Source organism: Streptomyces sp. NPDC060035, from assembly GCF_042736635.1.
Lineage (GTDB): Bacteria > Actinomycetota > Actinomycetes > Streptomycetales > Streptomycetaceae > Streptomyces.
In genome coordinates, this window is record NZ_JBHWVO010000003.1 from 425,229 (window position 1) to 444,384 (window position 19,156).

The following is a 19,156-nucleotide window of genomic DNA, read 5'->3' on the forward strand; positions in this document are numbered from 1 at the left end:
TCTGGCACATCTTCGGGGCGGACCGACGCGAGGGTCCACGAAGGACACATCTGTCCCTGACCAGGGGAAAAGTCGTCTTTCACGCATCTTCTGCCCGCCGTACGAATTGCCACTCTTCAGCGAGTTCGTACGACTTATTCGGTTCACGCGCCCCACGGGCCGGGCCGTACTCACACGTGCGGAGGCGGTCCCTCGATCGGGCGACCCAGGACTCCGGGCCGCCGCTGCCACGGCAGCGGGCCGCCCGGCGGGCGGTAGTCGACCCCCAGGGCGTCGAGCCGGGCGTAGTGCGCGCCCATGCGGCTCTCGAAGCCGGCGAAGTCCCGCTCGCCGGGGGCCGGGAGCCGGGACCAGGCGACCTCGGCGAAGGCGGCGAGCCGCGGGAAGACCTGGTAGTCGACGCGGGCCCGGTTCTGCATGACCTCGGTCCAGACGTTCGCCTGGGTGCCGATGATGTGGCCGGCCGCTTCCTCGGAGAGCCCCGGGGGTACGGGCTCGAAGCGGTAGACGTCCTGCAGGGTGCGGACGAATCCGATGGGCATCGGCTCGTCGGGGCCGCCGTCCTGACGGTGGTCCAGATACACCTGCTGCTCGGGGCACATCACGACGTCGTGCCCTGCCTCGGCGGCGGCGATGCCACCCGCGTAACCCCGCCACGAGGACACCGCGGCGCCCTCGGCGAGTCCGCCCTCCAGGATCTCGTCCCAGCCGATGAGGCGACGCCCCCGGGCGGTGAGCCAGCTGTCGAAGTGCCGGATGAACCAGGACTGGAGCTCGTCCTCGTCCGCCAGGCCGAGTTCGGCGATCCGGGCCTGTGCGGCCGGTGACTGCTTCCACTGGTCCTTGAGGCATTCGTCGCCACCGATATGGATGAACGGCGATGTGGCGGCGGGAAAGAGGTCGAGCACCTCCTCGAAGACCCCTTCGAAGAAGCGCAGGGTGTTGTCAGTGGGGGCGAGTACGTTCGGGTTGATGCCCCAGGTGTCCCAGACGGAAAGGGCGGAGGTGTCGATGACGTCGCTGTTGCCCAGTTCCGGATACGCACTGATGGCTGCCTGCGAGTGTCCCGGGATGTCGATCTCGGGGACGACCCGGATATGCCGCTCGGCGGCGTACGCGACGATTTCGCGGATGTCGTCCTGGGTGTAGAAACCGCCGTGCGGGGTCTCGTCCCACAACTCGGAGGCCCGGTGGCCGTATTTGGTGCGGGCGCGCCAGGAGGCCGTCTCCGTGAGCCCGGGATAGCGCTTGACCTCGATGCGCCAGCCCTGGTCGTCGGTGAGGTGGAAGTGGAAGACGTTGAGCTTGTGTGCGGCCAGGAGATCGAGATAGCGCAGAACGCCGTCCTTGGGCAGGAAGTGCCGTGCCACGTCGAGCATCAGGCCCCGCCAGGCGAAGCGGGGGCTGTCCTCGATCTCCGTGAACGGGATGACCCGCTGCGCGCCGGGACTGACGGGCGCCCGGCGGAACGCCTCGGGGCCCAGGAGCTGACGGAGGGTCTGCGCCCCCCAGAACACTCCGGCGGCGCTCCCTCCGGTGATCCGTACGCCCTGGTTGGGCGCCACGTCCAGCCGGTAGCCCTCGCTCTCCAGGGAGGCATCGAGGCGCAGCTCGACGGTGTTCCCGCCGTCGCCCGCACCCGGGGCGAGCGGCAGGCCGAACGCGGCGCCGAGCGTGGACCGGAGCCAGCGTTCGGAGGTACCGGTGCCGGCCTGTGCCGTGATGGTCGTGGACGGGTCCAGGGAGAATCCGGACCTGCCTGGGTTCCCGATGCGGACGGGTGCCGGAATCAGGTTGTGCACGTCAGTCCTTAACCGCTCCGCCCAGTCCCGAGACCAGGCGGCGCTGTACGAGTACGAAGAAGACCAGCACGGGAATGGTCATCACCGTCGAGGCTGCCATGATCCCTCCCCAGTCGTTCTCGTCCGGTTTGAAGAAGACCAGCAGCGCCATGGGGAGCGTCGACTGGGAGGTGTCGCTGATGATGAACGATTTCGCGAACAGGAAGTCGTTCCAGGTCGAGATGAACGAGAAGACACTGGTCGCCACAAGTCCCGGGAAGACGAGCGGGAAGAGGATCTGCCACAGGAAGCGGGTGCGGCTCGCCCCGTCGATGTAGGCGGCCTCCTCCAGCGCGTCGGGAACGGCCTTGACGAAGCCGCGCAGCATCCAGATCGCGAACGGCAGCGAGAAGGCGAGATGCGGGAGGATCAGCGAGCCCAGGGTGTTCAGCTGTCCGAAGTCCCGCATGAGGAAGAACAGCGGAATGGTCAGCGCCTCGACGGGCACCATCTGCGCGACCAGGAACATGATCAGCAGGGTCGTGCGGAATCTGAAGCGGAATCTCGTCACCGCTGTCGCGGCGAGGAAGGCGATCAGCGCGGACGCGATGACGACCGTGCCGGCGACGAGCAGGCTGTTGAGGAAGTACCGGCCGAAATCCTGCTGTTCGAAGACGCGGCGGAACGAGTCGAGGGACGGGGACAGGGTCCAGGGCCGCGCTTCGGTGGACTGGATCTCGCCCGCCGGCTTGAGCGCGGAGAGCACCATCCAGTACAGGGGGAAGGCGACCACGACGGCGATGACGAGGGCAGCAGCCTCCGCCGCCAGCCTGCCGGGGCGCCGGATGCGCAGACGGGTCATCGGCGTGCTCACAGCTCCTCCCCCTGGCGTCGCACCAGGCGCAGATAGACCAGCGTCACGGCCAGCAGGATCACCAGCATCACGACACCGATCGCCGATCCGAGGCTGTACTGCGAGGACGCGAACGCCTTCTGGTACGCGTACACGTTGAGCACCAGGTTCTGCCCGGCGATGCCGCCGCCGTTGGTCATGACGTAGATCTGGGTGAAGACCTTGAAGTCCCAGATGATCGACTGGATGGTGACGACGATCAGGATCGGCCGCAGCATCGGCGCCATGACCGACCGCCAGATCCGCCACTGCGAGGCGCCGTCCAGCGAGGCCGCCTCCAGTACCTCGGCGGGGATCGCGCGGATGCCCGCGTACACGGTCACCATCACGAACGGGAACGAGCACCAGAGCACTTCGAGGAGCACCAGGGCGAAGGCGCTGTAGCGCCCGTACGTCCAGGAGAAGTCGCCGAGTCCCAGCACTCTGTTGACCGGGCCGAAGTCCGGGTCGAAGAGGAAGACCCAGACGGTCGAGCCGGTGACCGCCGGGGTCGCCCAGGCGCCCAGCGCGGCCATCATGAGCGCGAGCCGGGGCAGGGCCCGGATGCGGGTCAGCAGGACGGCCAGGGCGCAGCCGACGAGCAGGGTGGCAAGCACGCAGGCCGTGGCGAAGAGCACGGTCGCGAGGAGCACCTGCCAGAACTGGCTGTCGCCGAAGAGGGTCGCGTAGTTGCCGAAGCCCTGGAAGGTGGTCGGTTCGCCGCCGCTGACCTGGGCCTGGGTGTACTCCAGGAAGGAGATCAGGCCCAGCTGGTAGATCGGGTAGACGAGGAGCCCGCCGAGCAGGACCAGCGCGGGCAGCAGGTACAGCCAGGGGGTCCAGCCGGAGCGCCGTGCGGGAGATGCGGGGCGGCGCCGGGGCGGGCGGGCCGGTGTGCCGGCCGCCCCGGTCCTCTCGGGAGCTTTGTACGCCGTGGTGTTCGCGGTCATGGTCAGCCCGCGTCGGCGAACGCCGCGTCCATCTTCTTCGCCGCGTCGTCCGAGGCGGCTGCCACGTCCTTACGGCCGCTGACGATCTCCTGGAACATCGTCGGCAGAACCAGCGAGGCGTCGATCTGGCCCCAGGCCGGGGAGGCGGGGACGAACTTGGCGCCCTCGCCCAGCGAGTTGACGAACGGCTCGACGAAGGGCTCCTTCTCCGCGACCGTGGCCCGCACGTCCGTGTACGTCGGCAGGAAGCCCATCGCGTCGAACATCTTCGCCTGCGTCTTCTTGCCGGTCAGCGACTTCATGAGGTCGACGGCGAGGGTGCGGTGCGAACTGCTCTTGAGTACGCCGATGTTGTTGCCACCGGCGAACGCCGGAGCGATCGAGCCCTTCGCCACGCCCGGCACCGGCACGACGGCGTACTTGCCCTTCACGGCGCCCGCCTCGACGGCCGCGTGACTGAAGTCGCCGCCGATCGCCATGGCCGCCTTGCCGGACGCGAAGGCGGTGACGGTCGCGTTGCCGCCCATCGCCGCGCACTTGGCGGCGGGGCAGTTGTCGTCACCGAAGAGCGAGGTGTAGGCCTCGATGCCCTTGCGCGCCTTCTCGCTGTTGATGGCCGACTCGTAGCTCACCCCGGTCTCGTCGGCCAGTTCGCCGCCGTGCGCCCAGATGAAGGGCATCGCTCCGTAGGTGTACGCGCCGCCGACCGCGAGGCCGTAGAGGTCCGGCTTCTCCTCATGGACCTTCCTGGCCGTGGAGATCAGCTCGGCCTGGGACTTCGGAGGCTCGATGCCGAGGTCCTCGAAGATGTCGGTGCGGTAGTACAGCGCCCGTACGCCGACGAAGAGCGGCGCCCCGTACACCTGGCCGTCGACCGTCACGGACTGCTTGGCGGTCGGGTCGGTGTCCTTGGCCTCGTCCCAGGCCGCGAACTCCTTGCTCACATCGGCCAGCCCGCCGTCCTTCACGTATCCGGCCGTGTCCGTGTTGCCGTACTCGATGAGGTCGGGGGCGCTCTTCGGGTCGTTGAAGGCTGCCTTGATGCGCTGGGCCCGGGTGTCGACCGGTATGTACTCGACTTCGACCTTCGCCCCCTCGTGGGACTTCTCGAAGTCGGCGACGGCCGCGTCGACGACCTTCTCCTTGGGCTTGTTGCCGACCTCCTGGAAGAGCCAGACGCGAAGCGTGCCGCTCTTCTTGTCCCCCTCGGCGCCGGTGTCGGAGGTCTGGGGCGCGCAGGCGGTGGCGGTGAGGCCCGCCAGCACAAGCGCCGCGGCCGGGGCGGCAATTCGGGCAGAAAGCTTCATCCGGAACCCTTACCGGTCAGTCGTTGCATCCCGTGCAACGCACGTTTCGTTCTGCACAACATGCAGGAGAGTAAGGGCGCACCAGCACGCCGACAAGTGGTCTCAACCACTCTGTGACCCCCGGCGCAGCCCGTGCAACGCACACCGCATTCCCCCACCCGGCCCCGGGCATGCGAAAGACCCCCGGGGCTCGCATCGCTGCATGCCCCGGGGGTCAGGACCCGGAGGGTGACAAAAGGCCGCGGACTACTTCTTGCTGCTGTCCTTGCCGCCCTTGCCCTTGTCCTTGTCGCCGCCGGCGCCCATGGACTCGTAGATCTCCTTGCACATGGGACAGACCGGATACTTCTTGGGGTCGCGCCCCGGTACCCAGACCTTGCCGCACAGTGCCACCACGGGAGTGCCCTCCAGGGCGCTCGCCATGATTTTGTCCTTCTGGACGTAATGGGCGTAGCGCTCGTGGTCGCCGTCGCCGTTCGACACCTGTGGCGTCGGCTCTACGAGGGTCCCCGTACCTGCCCCGCGCTCGGGCTCAAGAGTGCTCATAACTGCCAAGCGTACTGAAAGCTCAGGACATCAGTTCAGGGAAGGGTCGTCCGGATACGTCGCGATCATGGCGAGCTCGCTGCGCTGACGCCGCAGAACGGCCCGCCAGAGACTCTCCGGGCGGGGCGACGACACGTCGCCCGGCTCCGACTCGACCACGTACCAGGCGCCGTCCGTCAGCTCCGCCTCGAGCTGTCCGGGTCCCCAGCCCGCGTACCCCGCGAAGATCCGCAGCGAACCGAGAGCCGCGGCCAGCAGCTCCGGCGGCGCCTCCAGGTCCACCAGGCCGATCGCCCCGTGCACCCGGCGCCAGCCCAGGGGCCCCTCGTCGCCGGGGATCACAGCCACACCCAGCGCCGAGTCGAGGGAGACCGGGCCCCCCTGGAAGACCACGTCCGGCTCACCGGTCAGACCGGCCCAGGACGCGAGGATGTCACCGACGCCGACCGGGGTCGGGCGGTTCAGGACGACGCCGAGCGAGCCCTCCTCGTCGTGGTCGAGGAGAAGCACCACCGCGCGGTCGAAATTCGGGTCCGCCAGGGCGGGTGCGGCCACGAGCAGCCGCCCTGTGAGCGAGGACACCTCGGTCATGGCAGAAATGATCCCGCATCTTCGCCCTCCGTGGGGACCAAGTGGCCCTCACGGCCGCCGCGGGGCATACGCCTGCAGCTCAGGGCGCACGGATGCGGCACAGGCGCACGGGGAGCGCACGAATCCGACCGGATCGGACCGCCTTGTTGACGGTAACCCTCCGCAAGGCTTGTGGGGCAGAACGTGTTGTGGCGGATTCATGACGTTCGTATACCCCCCTGTGACTTACGGAAGGGGGGTGGGGGGCCATTACCCTTTTCGATGGCCCCCTGCCCGACCACTCCGGAACGCGAGATACATGACCGGCACAGACGATGTCCTGCTTGTCCACGGCGGCACCCCGCTGGAGGGCGAGATCCGCGTCCGAGGCGCCAAGAACCTGGTGCCGAAGGCAATGGTCGCCGCGCTGCTCGGCAGCGGGCCCAGCCGGCTGCGCAACGTGCCCGACATCCGCGATGTGCGGGTGGTCCGGGGACTGCTGCAGCTGCACGGTGTGACCGTCCGCCCAGGTGACGAGCCGGGCGAACTCATCCTCGACCCTTCGCACGTCGAGAGCGCGAACGTCGCCGACATCGACGCCCACGCGGGCTCGTCGCGCATCCCGATCCTCTTCTGCGGTCCGTTGCTGCACCGCCTGGGCCACGCGTTCATCCCGGGGCTCGGCGGCTGCGACATCGGCGGACGGCCGATCGACTTCCACTTCGAGGTGCTGCGCCAGTTCGGCGCGACCATCGAGAAGCGGGCGGACGGCCAGTACCTGGAGGCCCCGCAGCGACTGCGCGGCACGAAGATCCGGCTGCCGTACCCGTCGGTGGGCTCCACCGAGCAGGTCCTGCTGACCGCCGTCCTCGCCGAGGGCGTCACCGAGCTGTCCAACGCGGCCGTCGAGCCGGAGATCGAGGACCTCATCTGCGTACTGCAGAAGATGGGCGCGATCATCTCCATGGACACCGACCGGACGATCCGGATCACGGGTGTCGACAGGCTCGACGGTTACACGCACCGGGCGATCCCGGACCGCCTGGAGGCGGCCTCCTGGGCGTCGGCGGCACTGGCGACCGAGGGCAACATCTACGTGCGCGGCGCCCAGCAGCGTTCGATGATGACGTTCCTCAACACCTTCCGTAGGGTCGGCGGCGCCTTCGAGATCGACGACGAGGGCATCCGCTTCTGGCACCCGGGCGGCGCGCTGAACGCCATCGCGCTGGAGACGGACGTCCACCCCGGTTTCCAGACCGACTGGCAGCAGCCGCTCGTGGTGGCCCTGACGCAGGCCGCGGGCCTGTCGATCGTCCACGAGACGGTGTACGAGTCCCGGCTCGGCTTCACCTCGGCGCTCAACCAGATGGGTGCGCACATCCAGCTCTACCGCGAGTGCCTCGGGGGCTCCGACTGCCGATTCGGCCAGCGGAACTTCCTGCACTCGGCGGTCGTGTCCGGACCCACGAAGCTCCAGGGCGCGGATCTGGTCATCCCTGACCTGCGTGGCGGGTTCTCGTATCTGATCGCCGCTCTGGCGGCGCAGGGAACGTCCCGGGTGCACGGCATCGATCTGATCAACCGCGGCTACGAGAACTTCATGGACAAGCTCGAGAAGCTCGGTGCGAAGGTCGAGCTGCCGGGCGGTTCACTCGTCTGACACCGCGCCGGACGCGCTCCGGCCTGCGCACAGTGCTGCCGCACACAGCATTGCGCCCCCCGCACAACAGTCCGCCGCCCCGGCCCCGCACAAGGGACCGGGGCGGCGGACTGCTGTGGCCACCCACCGCTGACCACCGGACTCCCCCTCACAGGCGCCGCAGGACGCCCGTACAGCCCCGTACGGGGCTCAACCGCCCAACTCCGTACACCTGGGGCTCACGGCGGCCGTACGGGCCCTGTGCGGCGCCGGCGGGGTCCTCGGGTGCCACGACATTCCTCCGGGCATGCCGAAGGGCGGCCGTCCCGGTCAGGACGGCCGCCCTTCTTGATGCCTACGGGGCTTACTTGCCCTTGGCGGCTTCCTTGAGCTTCGAGCCCGCGGAGACCTTCACGCTGTAGCCGGCCGGGATGTTGATCGGGTCGCCGGTCTGCGGGTTACGAGCGGTGCGAGCGGCACGGTGGGTGCGCTCGAAGGTCAGGAAGCCGGGGATGGTGACCTTCTCGTCGCCCTTGGCGACGATCTCGCCGACGGTCTCGGCGAGGGCGGCCAGAACGGCGTCGGCGTCCTTGCGGGTCACCTCGGCACGGTCGGCCAGGGCGGCCACCAGCTCACTGCGGTTCATGTTGTTACTCCCGTGTTCTTCTTGCCTGTGAGGCGTGAGATCGAAGCCGATGCTGCCAGGGCCCTCTGACAGTCCCCGGACCCGGGTCTGATGTCAGACCCTCGCGCCCGAATACGCATCCTGCCCCCACCTGCGGCGGTAACGCCAATCCGGAACCCCTCGACGTCACACGAAAAGCGCCACTGATTGCCCGTGGTGACGTTCCGTCGACTTCTTGAAGCGGTCCGCAGCGGATGCCGGGCCTGTGGGGCTCGCTGCCCGCCCACCCTAAAGGGGCGTTTGGGACGCCGCGACCCGCGACGCGCCGTACGGGGCGCGCGGACGTGAGGTACGGCACCGTCCACAGGGGCCGTGGCCGACCCCCGCGGACGGCGTGTGCTAGGCGGGATCCGGCGTCGCTCCGGCGGCTCCTGCCGCCTTCGCGGCGTTGCGGACCGCGCCCGCGACCGCTCCCGCGACCTTGTCGTTGAAGACCGACGGGATGATGTAGTTCGCGTTCACCTCGTCCTCGGCGACGACACCCGCGAGGGCACGCGCAGCGGCGAGCATCATCTCCGTGTTGACGGTGCGGGACTGAGCGTCCAGCAGACCGCGGAAGACGCCCGGGAAGACCAGGACGTTGTTGATCTGGTTCGGGAAGTCGGAGCGGCCGGTGGCCACAACTGCCGCCGTCTCGCGGGCGATTGTCGGGTCCACCTCGGGGTCCGGGTTGGCGAGGGCGAACACGATCGCACCGTCGGCCATCGCGGCGACGTCGTCGCCGTTCAGGACGTTGGGGGCGGAGACCCCGATGAAGACGTCGGCGCCGACGACGGCCTGCTTGAGGGTGCCGGTGACGCCCTCGGGGTTGGTGTTGTCGGCGATCCAGCGCAGCGGCGAGTCGGGGTCGGCGGAGACGAGGTCCTCGCGGCCCGCGTGCACCACTCCGTGGATGTCGGCGACGACCGCGTGCTTGACGCCCGCGGCGATGAGCAGCTTCAGGATGGCCGTACCGGCGGCTCCCGCGCCCGACATGACGACCCGTACATCACCGATCGCCTTGTCGACCACACGCAGCGCGTTGGTCAGCGCCGCGAGGACGACGATCGCCGTGCCGTGCTGGTCGTCGTGGAAGACGGGGATGTCCAGGGCCTCGCGCAGCCGTGCCTCGATCTCGAAGCAGCGGGGGGCGGAGATGTCCTCGAGATTGATGCCCGCGAAGCCCGGGGCGATCGCCTTGACGATCTCGACGATGGCGTCGGTGTCCTGGGTGTCCAGGCAGATCGGCCAGGCGTCGATGCCGGCGAAGCGCTTGAACAGGGCCGCCTTGCCCTCCATCACGGGAAGCGCCGCCATCGGGCCGATGTTGCCGAGGCCCAGCACCGCGGAGCCGTCCGTGACCACGGCGACGGAGTTGCGCTTGATGGTCAGACGGCGGGCGTCCTCGGGGTTCTCGGCGATCGCCATGCAGACCCGGGCCACACCCGGGGTGTAGATCATCGAGAGGTCGTCACGGTTGCGGATGGGGTGCTTGGACGCCATCTCGATCTTGCCGCCGAGGTGCATCAGGAACGTTCGGTCGGAGACCTTGCCGAGGACGACACCCTCGATGTCGCGCAGACCTTCGACGATCTCGTCCGCGTGCGAGGTGGAGGATGCCGCGATGGTGACGTCGATCCGCAGCTTCTCGTGGCCGGAAGCGGTCACATCGAGGCCGGTGACCGAACCCCCGGAGGACTCCACGGCCGTGGTGAGCTGGGAGACCGCTGTGCCGCTCGCGGGCACCTCCAGCCTGACCGTCATCGAGTACGAGACGCTGGGCGCCGTTGCCATGGCCGAGTCCTTCGCTGTCCTGAGCTTCATTGCTGTCGCACACACATGGGATCGACCCCGTACGCGCGTTCCGATCGTCGCACCTACCGGCGGGTAGCCGGTAATGACTGCCATCTTTCGGAAAATTTATTCCACCATACGAGAAGTTACTCGTTCGAGGGAACCCCTGTCCGGTCCGTGCGCCCCGCAGAAACGAAAACAGACCCGCGCCACCCTCAGGTGACGCGGGTCCGTCTCTTCACGTAAGCGGCACCGACCCGCCATGCTCGCCTCGCGGCAAGTGGTCGCTCGAAGCGACGAAGGTTGGGCCCGGGGGCTTGGATCGAGCCGGTGCCAACACCAGGCTAACAAACACCCTGGAGAAGTGATTCCTGCGCGACGGGTTGACTCGGAAAAGTGCCTCCGCCTGCAGCAGCCCGCGTCCCCTCAGTCCCTCAGCAGGTCGGGAACACCGTCCGCGTCCGGCATGTCACGCTCCCCCGAGATCACGGTCAGCTGCTGCGTCGCCCGGGTGAGCGCCACGTACAGCACCCGCAGGCCCGCCGGGGACTCGTCCGCGATCTCCGCGGGCGAGACGACGACCGTGGCGTCGTACTCCAGGCCCTTCGCCTCCAGGCTGCCCAGCGCAACCACCCGCTCGCCGAGCTCCGCCAGCCAGGCGCGGGCCTCGGCGCGCCGGTCCATCGCGACGACCACGCCGACGGTGCCGTCCACCTCGGCGAGCAGTCTGCGCGCCTCCTCGCGGACGACCTCGGCGAGGTCCCCGTCCCGTACGGTCTCGAAGCGCGGTTTCACCCCCGTCGAGCGCACCGCCACCGGGGATTTCATTCCCGGCATCGCGAGCGCCAGCACCTTCGCCGCCAGCTCGGCGATCTCCGCCGGGTTGCGGTAGTTGACCGTAAGGGTGAACCGGCGCCGCGGCCGGTTGCCGAGCGCCTCGTCCCGCGCCGCGGACGCCTCGTCCGGGTCGGACCAGGAGGACTGCGCCGCGTCGCCGACGATCGTCCAGGTGGCGTGCCGGCCGCGGCGGCCGACCATGCGCCACTGCATGGGCGTCAGGTCCTGCGCCTCGTCGACGATGACGTGGGCGTACTCGGTACGCTCCGCCGCCAGCCGCTCCGCCCGCTCCCACTGGGTCTCCTCGCGCTGCGGCATCAGCTCCTCCAGACCGGTGAGCTGGTCCAGCGGGTCGAGCTCACGCTTCCGCTTCGGGCGGTGCGGGGTCCCCACCAGCGTCTGCAGCTCGTCCAGGAGCGCCACGTCGTGGACGGAGAGCGGGCCCTTGCCGTCCCCGTCCAGCCGCTTCAGCGAACGGGCGAGGCGGCGCACCTCGCCCGGGTTGAGGATCCGGCGCGCCCACCGGCCCAGCCGCCGCTCGTCGGCCATCGCGGCCAGCACCCGGCGAGGGGTGAGTTCCGGCCACCAGGCGTTCAGGAACGTGAGGAACGGGGTCTCGGTGGAGACGTCCTCGTCGAAGGACGAACGGAGCTCGGCGGCGAGTTCGGGGTCGGTGTAGCGGCCCCGGCCCGACGACTTGTTCCACAGGGCGTCCAGGAGCAGCTTGCGGGCGCGCGGGCGCAGCAGGTTGACGGGAGCGGTGCCGCCGAGGACGTTGTGCCGGATGCGCCGGAGCTCGTCCGCGTTCAGCTCGACGCGGGCGCCGAAGACCACCACCCTCAGCTGGGTGGGGGTGACTGCACCGTCCGGGGCCTCCGCCTCTCCGAACGACAGCTGACCCTCCTGGGCGGCGGGCCGGGGCGCGGGCTGCTCCAGCGCCCCGCGGGCCACCTTGCGCAGCACGTGGAGCATCCGGGAGGAGCCCTTGATCCGGGCGACGGCCGGCTCGTCGTACGTGGTGGCGCCCTCGACGCCCGCCGCCTCGTCGGACAGCGAGCCGACGGCACGGATCGCCACCTGGCCCTCCTCGCCGAGCGAGGGCAGCACCCCTTCGGTGTACGCGACCAGGAGCGGCGTCGGCGAGACGACCAGGATGCCGCCCGCGTACCGGCGCCGGTCCTGGTAGAGCAGATACGCGGCCCGGTGCAGGGCGACCGCCGTCTTGCCGGTGCCGGGCCCTCCGGAGACCTCCGTGACGGAGGCCGCGGGGGCGCGGATCACCAGGTCCTGCTCGGCCTGGATGGACGAGACGATGTCCCGCATGGTGTGGCTGCGGGCCTGGCCGAGCGCGGCCATCAGAGCGCCGTCGCCGATGACGGGCAGCTTGTCGCCGCCCAGGTACGCGGTCAGCTCCGGACGCATGAGGTCGTCCTCGACCCCGAGGACCTTGCGGCCCTTGGAGCGGATGACCCGTCGGCGTACGACCCTGCCCGGGTCCTTGGGCGTCGACCGGTAGAACGGCGCGGCGGCCGGGGCGCGCCAGTCGATCACCAGCGGCGCGTAGTCGGAGTCGAGTACTCCTATGCGGCCGATGTGGAGCGTCTCCGCGACATCGGCGGTGCTGTCCTGACGTACGGCGTCGTCGGCGGGCTCGACGGAGGTGAACGCACCGTCCGGGCCGCGTTCGCCGTCCTTGCCGAGGAGCAGGTCGATCCGCCCGAAGAGAAAGTCTTCGAACTCACTGTTCAGCCGGTTGAGGTGGACCCCGGCACGGAAGACCTGGGCGTCCCGCTCCGCGAGCGCACCCGGCGTACCGACCTGACCCCGTTTACCGGCGTCGTGCATGAGAAATTCCGCCTCGTCGATCTTCTCTTCGAGACGGTGGTAGACCCGGTCCAGATGTGTTTGTTCGACACCGATTTCCCGGTCCCGCAACGAATCGACAGCGGCATCCTGCGCGGCCACCGAGGCCCCCTTCTGACGTGCATTGGGCAGCCGTCAACCGTACGCGAAAAGGGGCCCTCAGCGCACCTGCCGCCCGGATTGCGATTACGCGTCGATCTCCACCAGCCGCTCGCCGTCGAAGGTCCGCACCTCGAAGTGGTCGATGTCGTTGCGCGCCATCGCCGCGCCGCCGTGCACGTACAGCGGGTACTTTGCGGTCGCGTGCGTGGAATTCTCGATCCCGTACCCCCACTGCGGGACGGACCAGGAGGTGACGACCTCCTCCTCTCCGGTCTTGGACACGGCGATCAGGCTGCATTTCTGCGGGCCCTTGACGTTCTTCAGCTCCAGGACCGTGTGCGTCCCCCAGGCCTTGGGCTCCATGCCGACCGTGGCGTCGACCCGGGTGGTGGGGTCCGTCGCCTGCAGTTTCTCCGTCATGTGATGGAAGAAGGCGTCCTCGGCCGGGCTCGTCGGATGCGGATCGGCCGCCTGGACCGTTCTGCCTGTGGTGTCGTCGCCGGTGGCCACGACCGCGAGCACGGGGCCACCGATCACAAGAACCGCGGCCGCCGCGATCAGATACCTGCTGCGCCGCCGCCGCTGCGCCCGCTTCTGCGCGACCTCGTCGACCAGGCTGTCCAGCAGCCGCGGCGCCGGCCGCTCGGGGACGTGCGGGACGGGGCGGGCGCCGGGGAGGGCCGCAGGGGCCTCCGCGAGCATCGCCAGCATGGGTTCCATCCCGGCGAATTCGTCGAGGTGGGCGGCGCACAGCGCGCAGCCGGCCAGATGGGCCTCGAAGGCGCTCGCCTCGGCGTCGTCCAGGATGCCCAGGACATAGGCACCGGCGGCGTCGTGCTCCGGGCCCTCCACAGGGAACTCGAAGGGGCCCGCGGACGGGCGTGGGGGGCCTGACGGCCCCGATGGGCCGCGGGGACCCGTCGGCCGGGGCCCGAACGGCTGCCACTCGTTCTCGCTCATGCCGTGATCCCCCTCTCCTCGAGTGCGAGCTTCATGGAACGAAGTGCGTAGAAAACCCGGGACCGCACAGTCCCGCTGGGGATGCCGAGTACCTCGGCGGCCTCGTTGACCGTACGGCCCTTGAAGTAGGTCTCGACCAATGCTTCCCGGTGAGCCGGGGTCAAATCGTCGAGCGCGTCCGAGAGCGTCATCAGCCACAACGCCTTGTCAATCTCGTCCTCCGCGGGAATGACCTCCAGCGGCGACGGATCGACCTCGCGCGGCCGGGCCTGCCGGCTGCGGTGGCCGTCGATGACGATGCGCCGGGCGACCGTCACCAGCCAGGGGCGGACTGAGCCGGTCGCCCGGTTGAGCGAGCCGGCGTTCTTCCAGGCACGGATGAGCGTCTCCTGCACAACGTCCTCGGCCCGCTGTCGGTCGCCCGCGACGAGGCGGAGCACGTAGGCGAGCAGGGGACCGGCATGTTCGCGGTAGAGCGCCCGCATCAGCTCCTCGTCGGGGACGGCGGAGGGAGACGGGGGCGGTTCACTGCGATGTCGAGCCCTATGGGGACGGTCATCGGCCACGGCCGCATCCTTGCGCACACGAACCTCCCGGTCGAGACCCTGTCGAGCTCTGTGACCATCGATACGCAAGCGGGCTCCGGTTCATTCAACGGACGCTCAACTTTCTTTGACGGCCCGTGGTTCACGAAACGGCCTTGACCCGGCGGCGGTGCCGGGCCACCCGCTCCCGGTTGCCGCAGACCTCGCTGGAGCACCAACGGCGCCGCCGCCCCCGTGACGTGTCCAGGTAGAGCCGCCCGCAGGCATCGCCCTCGCAACGGCGCAGCCCCGCCCTGGCCACCGGATCCGTCAGCAGCTCCACGGCGTCCCGGGCCACCGCCGCCAGCAGTGCGTCGCACGCGGGGCCGCCGCTCAGCGCCCGTACGAGCACGCCGCCCTTGCCCCGGACCGCCCGCAGACCCGGGGGCGCCACGGCCGCCAGTGCGTTGATCCGGTCCAGAGCGCCATCGGCGCTGCGGCCGGCCGGCTCGGCGGTCATCAGCAGGTCGATGCCCGCCCGTAACTCCCGGAAGCGCGCCACCCAGCTGTCGTCCACAGCCGCCAGCGGCGTCCCCTTCGGAACCAGCCCGGACGCCACCAGCCAGTCGGCGAGCCGTGCGGGGCGGTCGAGCTGCTCGCAGGCACCGGAGGTCCCCATCCCCGTCGCCACCAGGTCCAGACAGATCCGGCCCGCGTCGAAACGCCAGCCGTACGAGCTCGGGCCCGCCGCCATGCGCCTGTCACCGCCCTGGGTCCACCGTGGGAGTCACCCCCAGAGTGCCCGTCTCCGGCCCCGCCCGGAACCCCTCCTGCCGCCCGGGCCACCGCCGTACCGTGTCCCCATGAACGACGAGACGGTCAGGCTGACGGCCGGGCCGCTGCTGCTGCGCCCCTGGCGCCCGGACGACATCCCGGCGCTTCTCACGGCGCACGACGACCCCGCGATGCGGCAGTGGGTGAACATGCCGGTGTCCGATGTCGCGGACGCGGAGCGGTGGATGGCGATCCAGCGGGACGGGTGGGCGTCCGGCAAGCGGTTCAGCTTCGCCGTGACCGACACGACGCGGGGTGGCGAACTCGTCGGCAACCTCTCCCTGAAACGCCCCGTGCCCGGTGCGCAGAGCGCCGAGGCGGGTTACTGGACATCGGCGGCGGCACGCGGCCGGGGCGTGGCGCCGCAGGCGCTCGGGGCGCTGACCGACTGGGCGTTCACCACGTTCGCCGCGGAGGGCCTGCGGCGGCTGGAGCTGCTCCACCAGGTGGACAACGAGGCGTCCTGCCGGGTCGCGGAGAAGGCCGGCTACACGCTCGCCGAGGTCATCCCCGCATGGCCCCCGCAGTACCCGCTCGCCGGCCACCGGCACGTCCGGCAGGCCCCCCTCGCACCACAGGAACCGCTCAGCGCTGCGGCGGGCCCTCGTGCAGGATCCGCTGGAACAGCCGGTGGTCCTGCCACGCACCGTTGATGTGCAGATAGCGGGGCGCCGTACCGATGTGCTCGAACCCGGCCTTCGTCAGCACCCGTTGCGAGGCCGCGTTGTCCACGACCGTCCCGGCCTCGATCCGGTGCAGCCCGAGCTCGTCCCGCGCCGCCTCGCAGACCCGGCCGACTGCGGCGGTCGCCAGCCCCTGTCCCGCCCGGTCGACGTCGACCCAGTAGCCGAGCCTGCCGTTGCGGAACGGACCGCGCTCGATCGAGGCGAGCGTCATCGCACCCACGACCCGGTCCTCGTCATCGGCCAGGACCCAGGGCATGGCCCGGCCGGCGTCCCGGTCCGCCAGCAGCCCGGCCAGGCGCTGGGCCTGGCCCTGCGGGGTGTAGAAGGCCTCGGGCCGCACGGGCTCCCAGCGGCGCATGTACGCACGGCTGCGGGTCAGGGTCTCGGCAAAGGACTCGGCGTCGCCGAGCGTCGCAGGCCTCAACCGGACGCCGGCAACCAGGGGATGAGTGTCGTCGATCATCCCCGCACGGTAGCGACCCGTCAGGAATCGGCGTACTTGGTATCCGCCGACGGGTCCAGCGCCAGCCGGTAGCCGCGCTTGACGACCGTCTGGATCAGCCTCGGCACGCCCAGCGCCGTACGGAGCCGGGCCATCGCCGTCTCCACCGCGTGCTCGTCCGTGCCGGAGCCGGGCAGCGCCCGCAGCAGATCGGCGCGCGACACCACCCAGCCCGGCCTGCGGGCCAGCGTGTGCAGGAGGGCCATGCCCGCGGGCGGCACGGGACGCAGGGCGGCGTCGACCAGCGCGGCCTGCCCGCGGATCTCCAGCACGTGGCCGGCGACCGGGAGGGTGCGGGCGCGGGCGGGCAGCTGGGTGCAGAGCACCTGGACGAGCGGGCCGAGCCGGAAGCGTTCCGGCTGGACGGTGTCGATGCCCAGGGCCTGCAGGGGCAGTGCGGTGACCGGCCCCACGCAGGCCGTGATGACGTCGTGGTTCAGGGCGGACAGGACCTCCGGGAGCATTCCGCGTGCCTCGGCCCGGTTCAGGTACGAAGCGGCGGCGGGGGCGCTCGTGAAGGTGAGGGCGTCCAGCCCGCGGGCGACCGTGACGTCGAGCATCCGGTCGAGCGGGGCGATGTCCTCCGGGGGCATCCACCGGTAGACGGGTACGCCGACGACCTCGGCGCCCGCCGCCCGGAGCGACTCGACGAAGCCGGGCAGCGGTTCGCCGTGCAGCTGGAGGGCGACACGGCGTCCTTCGACGCCCTCGCCGAGCAGCCGGTCCAGCACCTCGGCCATCGACTCGGACCCGGGCGACCAGGCCTCGGTGAGCCCGGCTGCCCGGATGGCGCCCTTGACCTTGGGGCCACGGGCGAGCAGCTCGATGCCGCGCAGCAGGTCCAGGAGCTGGTCACCGATGCCCCAGCCGTCGGCGGCCTCCACCCAGCCCCGGAAGCCGATGGCCGTGGTGGCGATCACGACATCGGGTGCGTCGTCGATCAGTTCCTTGGTGGCGGCCAGGAGTTCGCTGTCGTCCGCGAGCGGCACGATCCGCAGGGCGGGAGCGTGCAGAACCGCGGCGCCCCTCCGCTGGAGGAGCGTCCCGAGCTCCTCGGCGCGACGGGCGGCGGTCACCCCGACCGTGAAGCCCGCGAGGGGGCCGTGCTGTGCGTCGTCGTGCATGGCGTGATACCCGGCTCTCGTCCCGCTGCTGCTCGATGGTACGGAGGACCGAGACTGCCAACCCTGCGTGACAGTCTCGGTTCGCCTGTATTTCCCGCCCGTTACGTCACATGACGCCTTGTGGTCATCCTCACACCTCGGCGTAGCTGAGCTGGGGCTTCGCGGCCACAGGCGCGGTCCGGCGAAGGTATACCGCCCACGTGAGGGTGAAGCAGACGGCGTAGAAGACCAGGAAGGACCAGAAGGCGGCCGTCCCGGCGCCCGAGGTCGCGAAGGACTGGCGGAAAGCGAGGTTGATCGCGAGGCCGCCCAGTGCCCCGACCGCACCGATGAGGCCCATGGCCGCACCGGACAGTCGGCGTCCGTACGCCGCCGCCTCCTCGCCTCGCAGGCCCTTGCTGATCGCCTTGGCGTGGAAGATGCCCGGGATCATCTTGAACGTCGAACCGTTGCCGAGTCCCGTCAGCACGAACAGGGCGATGAATCCGATGAGGAAGACGGAGAGGGACTCGATCCCGGAGGCGTAGACGACGACACCGGTCGCCGCGGCCATCGCCGCGAAGTTCCACAGCGTGATCCGGGCGCCGCCGTACCGGTCGGCGAGCCAGCCGCCCGCGGGCCTGATCAGGGAACCGAGCAGCGGTCCGATGAAGGTGAGCGAGGCGGCCTGCAGCGGGGTACGGCCGAACTGCGTCTGCAGGACGAGGCCGAAGGCGAAGCTGTAGCCGATGAACGAGCCGAAGGTGCCGATGTAGAGCACCGCCATGATCCAGGTGTGCGGGTCGCGTGCGGCCTGGACAGCGGCCCCGGTGTCGTTCTGGACGGGCCGGAGGTTGTCCATGCGCAAGGCGGCGCAGAGCGCGGCGACGATGATCAGCGGTACGTAGACGCCGAGCACGATCCGCGGGTGCGCGGCGCCGGCCGTGCCGATCACCAGCAGGCCGATGAGCTGGACGACGGGCACGCCGATGTTGCCGCCGCCCGCGTTGAGCCCGAGGGCCCAGCCCTTCTTGCGGAGCGGGAAGAAGGCGTTGATGTTCGTCATCGACGAGGCGAAGTTGCCGCCGCCGATACCGGTGAGAGCGGCGACGACGATGAAGGTGGTGTACGAGGTACCGGGTTCCATCACCGTGAAGGCGGCAACGGTCGGCACCAGGAGCGTCAGCGCGCTGACCACGGTCCAGTTGCGCCCGCCGAACAACGCGACCGCGAAGGTGTACGGCACCCGGACGACGGCACCGACCAGGGTGGCCGTGGAGATCAGGAAGAACTTCCCGGCGGGGTCGATCCCGTACTCGGGTCCCATGAACAGGACCATGACGGACCACAGGGACCAGATCGAGAATCCGATGTGCTCCGAGAGCACGGAGAACCACAGGTTCCGCCGTGCCACGCGCTCGCCGGACTCACGCCAGAAGGTCTCGTCCTCCGGCTCCCACTGTTCGATCCAACGACCGGCCATCACGCGCCTCCACAGGGGTCGGGGTGTTGTCCTGCCGACGTTATGGAACCCGCGTTTCGGTGCGGTGCCGCGAGGTGACCGGTGCGCAACCTTGCTCTCACTCGGCCGTCGGGGGTGCG

Annotated in this window: 17 protein-coding genes; 2 read left to right on the plus strand and 15 right to left on the minus strand. The window is 70.0% G+C overall.

The window, feature by feature from the left end:
• Window positions 1-170 precede the first annotated feature (170 nt).
• From ACFWBQ_RS06955 to ACFWBQ_RS06980, 6 genes are all read right to left on the minus strand, one after another.
• The gene (locus ACFWBQ_RS06955; RefSeq protein WP_385484927.1) at window positions 171-1,802 is read right to left on the minus strand and encodes a beta-N-acetylhexosaminidase; all 1,632 of its coding nucleotides are present in this window, start codon (window positions 1,800-1,802) and stop codon (window positions 171-173) included.
• Between the two features lies 1 nt (window position 1,803).
• Window positions 1,804-2,643: a carbohydrate ABC transporter permease gene (locus tag ACFWBQ_RS06960; RefSeq protein WP_385485039.1), complete on the minus strand. Its 840-nt coding sequence runs from the start codon at window positions 2,641-2,643 to the stop codon at window positions 1,804-1,806.
• Window positions 2,644-2,651: 8 nt separating this feature from the next.
• Window positions 2,652-3,623 (minus strand): carbohydrate ABC transporter permease, encoded by a 972-nt coding sequence (locus ACFWBQ_RS06965; RefSeq protein WP_385484929.1) that lies wholly within the window; start codon window positions 3,621-3,623, stop codon window positions 2,652-2,654.
• Between the two features lie 2 nt (window positions 3,624-3,625).
• Window positions 3,626-4,930 (minus strand): extracellular solute-binding protein, encoded by a 1,305-nt coding sequence (locus tag ACFWBQ_RS06970; protein ID WP_385484931.1) that lies wholly within the window; start codon window positions 4,928-4,930, stop codon window positions 3,626-3,628.
• Window positions 4,931-5,176: 246 nt separating this feature from the next.
• The gene (locus tag ACFWBQ_RS06975; protein ID WP_329210492.1) at window positions 5,177-5,476 is read right to left on the minus strand and encodes a DUF3039 domain-containing protein; all 300 of its coding nucleotides are present in this window, start codon (window positions 5,474-5,476) and stop codon (window positions 5,177-5,179) included.
• Window positions 5,477-5,506: 30 nt separating this feature from the next.
• Window positions 5,507-6,067: a YqgE/AlgH family protein gene (locus tag ACFWBQ_RS06980; RefSeq protein ID WP_385484934.1), complete on the minus strand. Its 561-nt coding sequence runs from the start codon at window positions 6,065-6,067 to the stop codon at window positions 5,507-5,509.
• A 298-nt stretch (window positions 6,068-6,365) separates the two neighbouring features.
• Here ACFWBQ_RS06980 and murA point away from each other — a divergent pair, with 298 nt between their 5' ends.
• A complete protein-coding gene (murA, locus tag ACFWBQ_RS06985) occupies window positions 6,366-7,706 on the plus strand; it encodes a UDP-N-acetylglucosamine 1-carboxyvinyltransferase (protein ID WP_014155976.1) in 1,341 nt (446 codons plus the stop codon).
• 343 nt (window positions 7,707-8,049) lie between these two features.
• Here murA and ACFWBQ_RS06990 read toward each other — a convergent pair whose 3' ends face one another.
• The 6 genes from ACFWBQ_RS06990 to ACFWBQ_RS07015 form a co-directional block, all read right to left on the minus strand.
• On the minus strand, window positions 8,050-8,331 hold the full coding sequence (locus ACFWBQ_RS06990; RefSeq protein ID WP_003968811.1) for an HU family DNA-binding protein: 282 nt from the start codon (window positions 8,329-8,331) through the stop codon (window positions 8,050-8,052).
• A 378-nt stretch (window positions 8,332-8,709) separates the two neighbouring features.
• Window positions 8,710-10,143 (minus strand): NAD-dependent malic enzyme, encoded by a 1,434-nt coding sequence (locus ACFWBQ_RS06995; protein WP_385484936.1) that lies wholly within the window; start codon window positions 10,141-10,143, stop codon window positions 8,710-8,712.
• A 426-nt stretch (window positions 10,144-10,569) separates the two neighbouring features.
• Window positions 10,570-12,945: a HelD family protein gene (locus tag ACFWBQ_RS07000; RefSeq protein WP_385484938.1), complete on the minus strand. Its 2,376-nt coding sequence runs from the start codon at window positions 12,943-12,945 to the stop codon at window positions 10,570-10,572.
• Between the two features lie 84 nt (window positions 12,946-13,029).
• A complete protein-coding gene (locus tag ACFWBQ_RS07005) occupies window positions 13,030-13,905 on the minus strand; it encodes an anti-sigma factor family protein (protein WP_385484940.1) in 876 nt (291 codons plus the stop codon).
• Window positions 13,902-14,489, minus strand: a complete 588-nt coding sequence (locus tag ACFWBQ_RS07010) for a sigma-70 family RNA polymerase sigma factor (RefSeq protein ID WP_385484942.1) — start codon at window positions 14,487-14,489, stop codon at window positions 13,902-13,904. Before ACFWBQ_RS07010 ends, ACFWBQ_RS07005 begins: the two co-directional genes overlap by 4 nt.
• A 103-nt stretch (window positions 14,490-14,592) precedes the next feature.
• Window positions 14,593-15,183 carry a CGNR zinc finger domain-containing protein gene (locus ACFWBQ_RS07015; protein ID WP_385484944.1) on the minus strand — a complete coding sequence of 197 codons (591 nt, stop codon included), beginning with the start codon at window positions 15,181-15,183 and terminating at the stop codon, window positions 14,593-14,595.
• 109 nt (window positions 15,184-15,292) lie between these two features.
• Here ACFWBQ_RS07015 and ACFWBQ_RS07020 point away from each other — a divergent pair, with 109 nt between their 5' ends.
• Window positions 15,293-15,916, plus strand: coding sequence for a GNAT family N-acetyltransferase (locus ACFWBQ_RS07020; protein ID WP_385484946.1), 624 nt, complete (start codon window positions 15,293-15,295; stop codon window positions 15,914-15,916).
• On the opposite strand, the gene ACFWBQ_RS07025 is transcribed toward ACFWBQ_RS07020, so the two are convergent.
• From ACFWBQ_RS07025 to ACFWBQ_RS07035, 3 genes are all read right to left on the minus strand, one after another.
• Complete coding sequence (locus tag ACFWBQ_RS07025) at window positions 15,849-16,412, minus strand: GNAT family N-acetyltransferase (RefSeq protein WP_385484948.1); 564 nt, start codon at window positions 16,410-16,412, stop codon at window positions 15,849-15,851. The genes ACFWBQ_RS07020 and ACFWBQ_RS07025 overlap by 68 nt on opposite strands.
• A gap of 20 nt (window positions 16,413-16,432) precedes the next feature.
• On the minus strand, window positions 16,433-17,575 hold the full coding sequence (locus tag ACFWBQ_RS07030) for a uroporphyrinogen-III synthase (protein WP_385484950.1): 1,143 nt from the start codon (window positions 17,573-17,575) through the stop codon (window positions 16,433-16,435).
• Window positions 17,576-17,705: 130 nt separating this feature from the next.
• Window positions 17,706-19,037: a nitrate/nitrite transporter gene (locus ACFWBQ_RS07035; RefSeq protein ID WP_385484952.1), complete on the minus strand. Its 1,332-nt coding sequence runs from the start codon at window positions 19,035-19,037 to the stop codon at window positions 17,706-17,708.
• Between the last annotated feature and the right edge of the window lie 119 nt (window positions 19,038-19,156).

Coding starts and splice junctions, on each gene's coding strand:
- ACFWBQ_RS06960 (WP_385485039.1), bottom strand. CDS start 2,643: ATGACCCGTCTGCGCATCCGGCGCCCCGGCAGGCTGGCGGCGGAGGCT.
- ACFWBQ_RS06965 (WP_385484929.1), bottom strand. CDS start 3,623: ATGACCGCGAACACCACGGCGTACAAAGCTCCCGAGAGGACCGGGGCG.
- ACFWBQ_RS06970 (WP_385484931.1), bottom strand. CDS start 4,930: ATGAAGCTTTCTGCCCGAATTGCCGCCCCGGCCGCGGCGCTTGTGCTG.
- ACFWBQ_RS06975 (WP_329210492.1), bottom strand. CDS start 5,476: ATGAGCACTCTTGAGCCCGAGCGCGGGGCAGGTACGGGGACCCTCGTA.
- ACFWBQ_RS06980 (WP_385484934.1), bottom strand. CDS start 6,067: ATGACCGAGGTGTCCTCGCTCACAGGGCGGCTGCTCGTGGCCGCACCC.
- murA (WP_014155976.1), top strand. CDS start 6,366: ATGACCGGCACAGACGATGTCCTGCTTGTCCACGGCGGCACCCCGCTG.
- ACFWBQ_RS06990 (WP_003968811.1), bottom strand. CDS start 8,331: ATGAACCGCAGTGAGCTGGTGGCCGCCCTGGCCGACCGTGCCGAGGTG.
- ACFWBQ_RS06995 (WP_385484936.1), bottom strand. CDS start 10,143: ATGGCAACGGCGCCCAGCGTCTCGTACTCGATGACGGTCAGGCTGGAG.
- ACFWBQ_RS07005 (WP_385484940.1), bottom strand. CDS start 13,905: ATGAGCGAGAACGAGTGGCAGCCGTTCGGGCCCCGGCCGACGGGTCCC.
- ACFWBQ_RS07015 (WP_385484944.1), bottom strand. CDS start 15,183: ATGGCGGCGGGCCCGAGCTCGTACGGCTGGCGTTTCGACGCGGGCCGG.
- ACFWBQ_RS07020 (WP_385484946.1), top strand. CDS start 15,293: ATGAACGACGAGACGGTCAGGCTGACGGCCGGGCCGCTGCTGCTGCGC.
- ACFWBQ_RS07025 (WP_385484948.1), bottom strand. CDS start 16,412: ATGATCGACGACACTCATCCCCTGGTTGCCGGCGTCCGGTTGAGGCCT.
- ACFWBQ_RS07030 (WP_385484950.1), bottom strand. CDS start 17,575: ATGCACGACGACGCACAGCACGGCCCCCTCGCGGGCTTCACGGTCGGG.
- ACFWBQ_RS07035 (WP_385484952.1), bottom strand. CDS start 19,037: ATGGCCGGTCGTTGGATCGAACAGTGGGAGCCGGAGGACGAGACCTTC.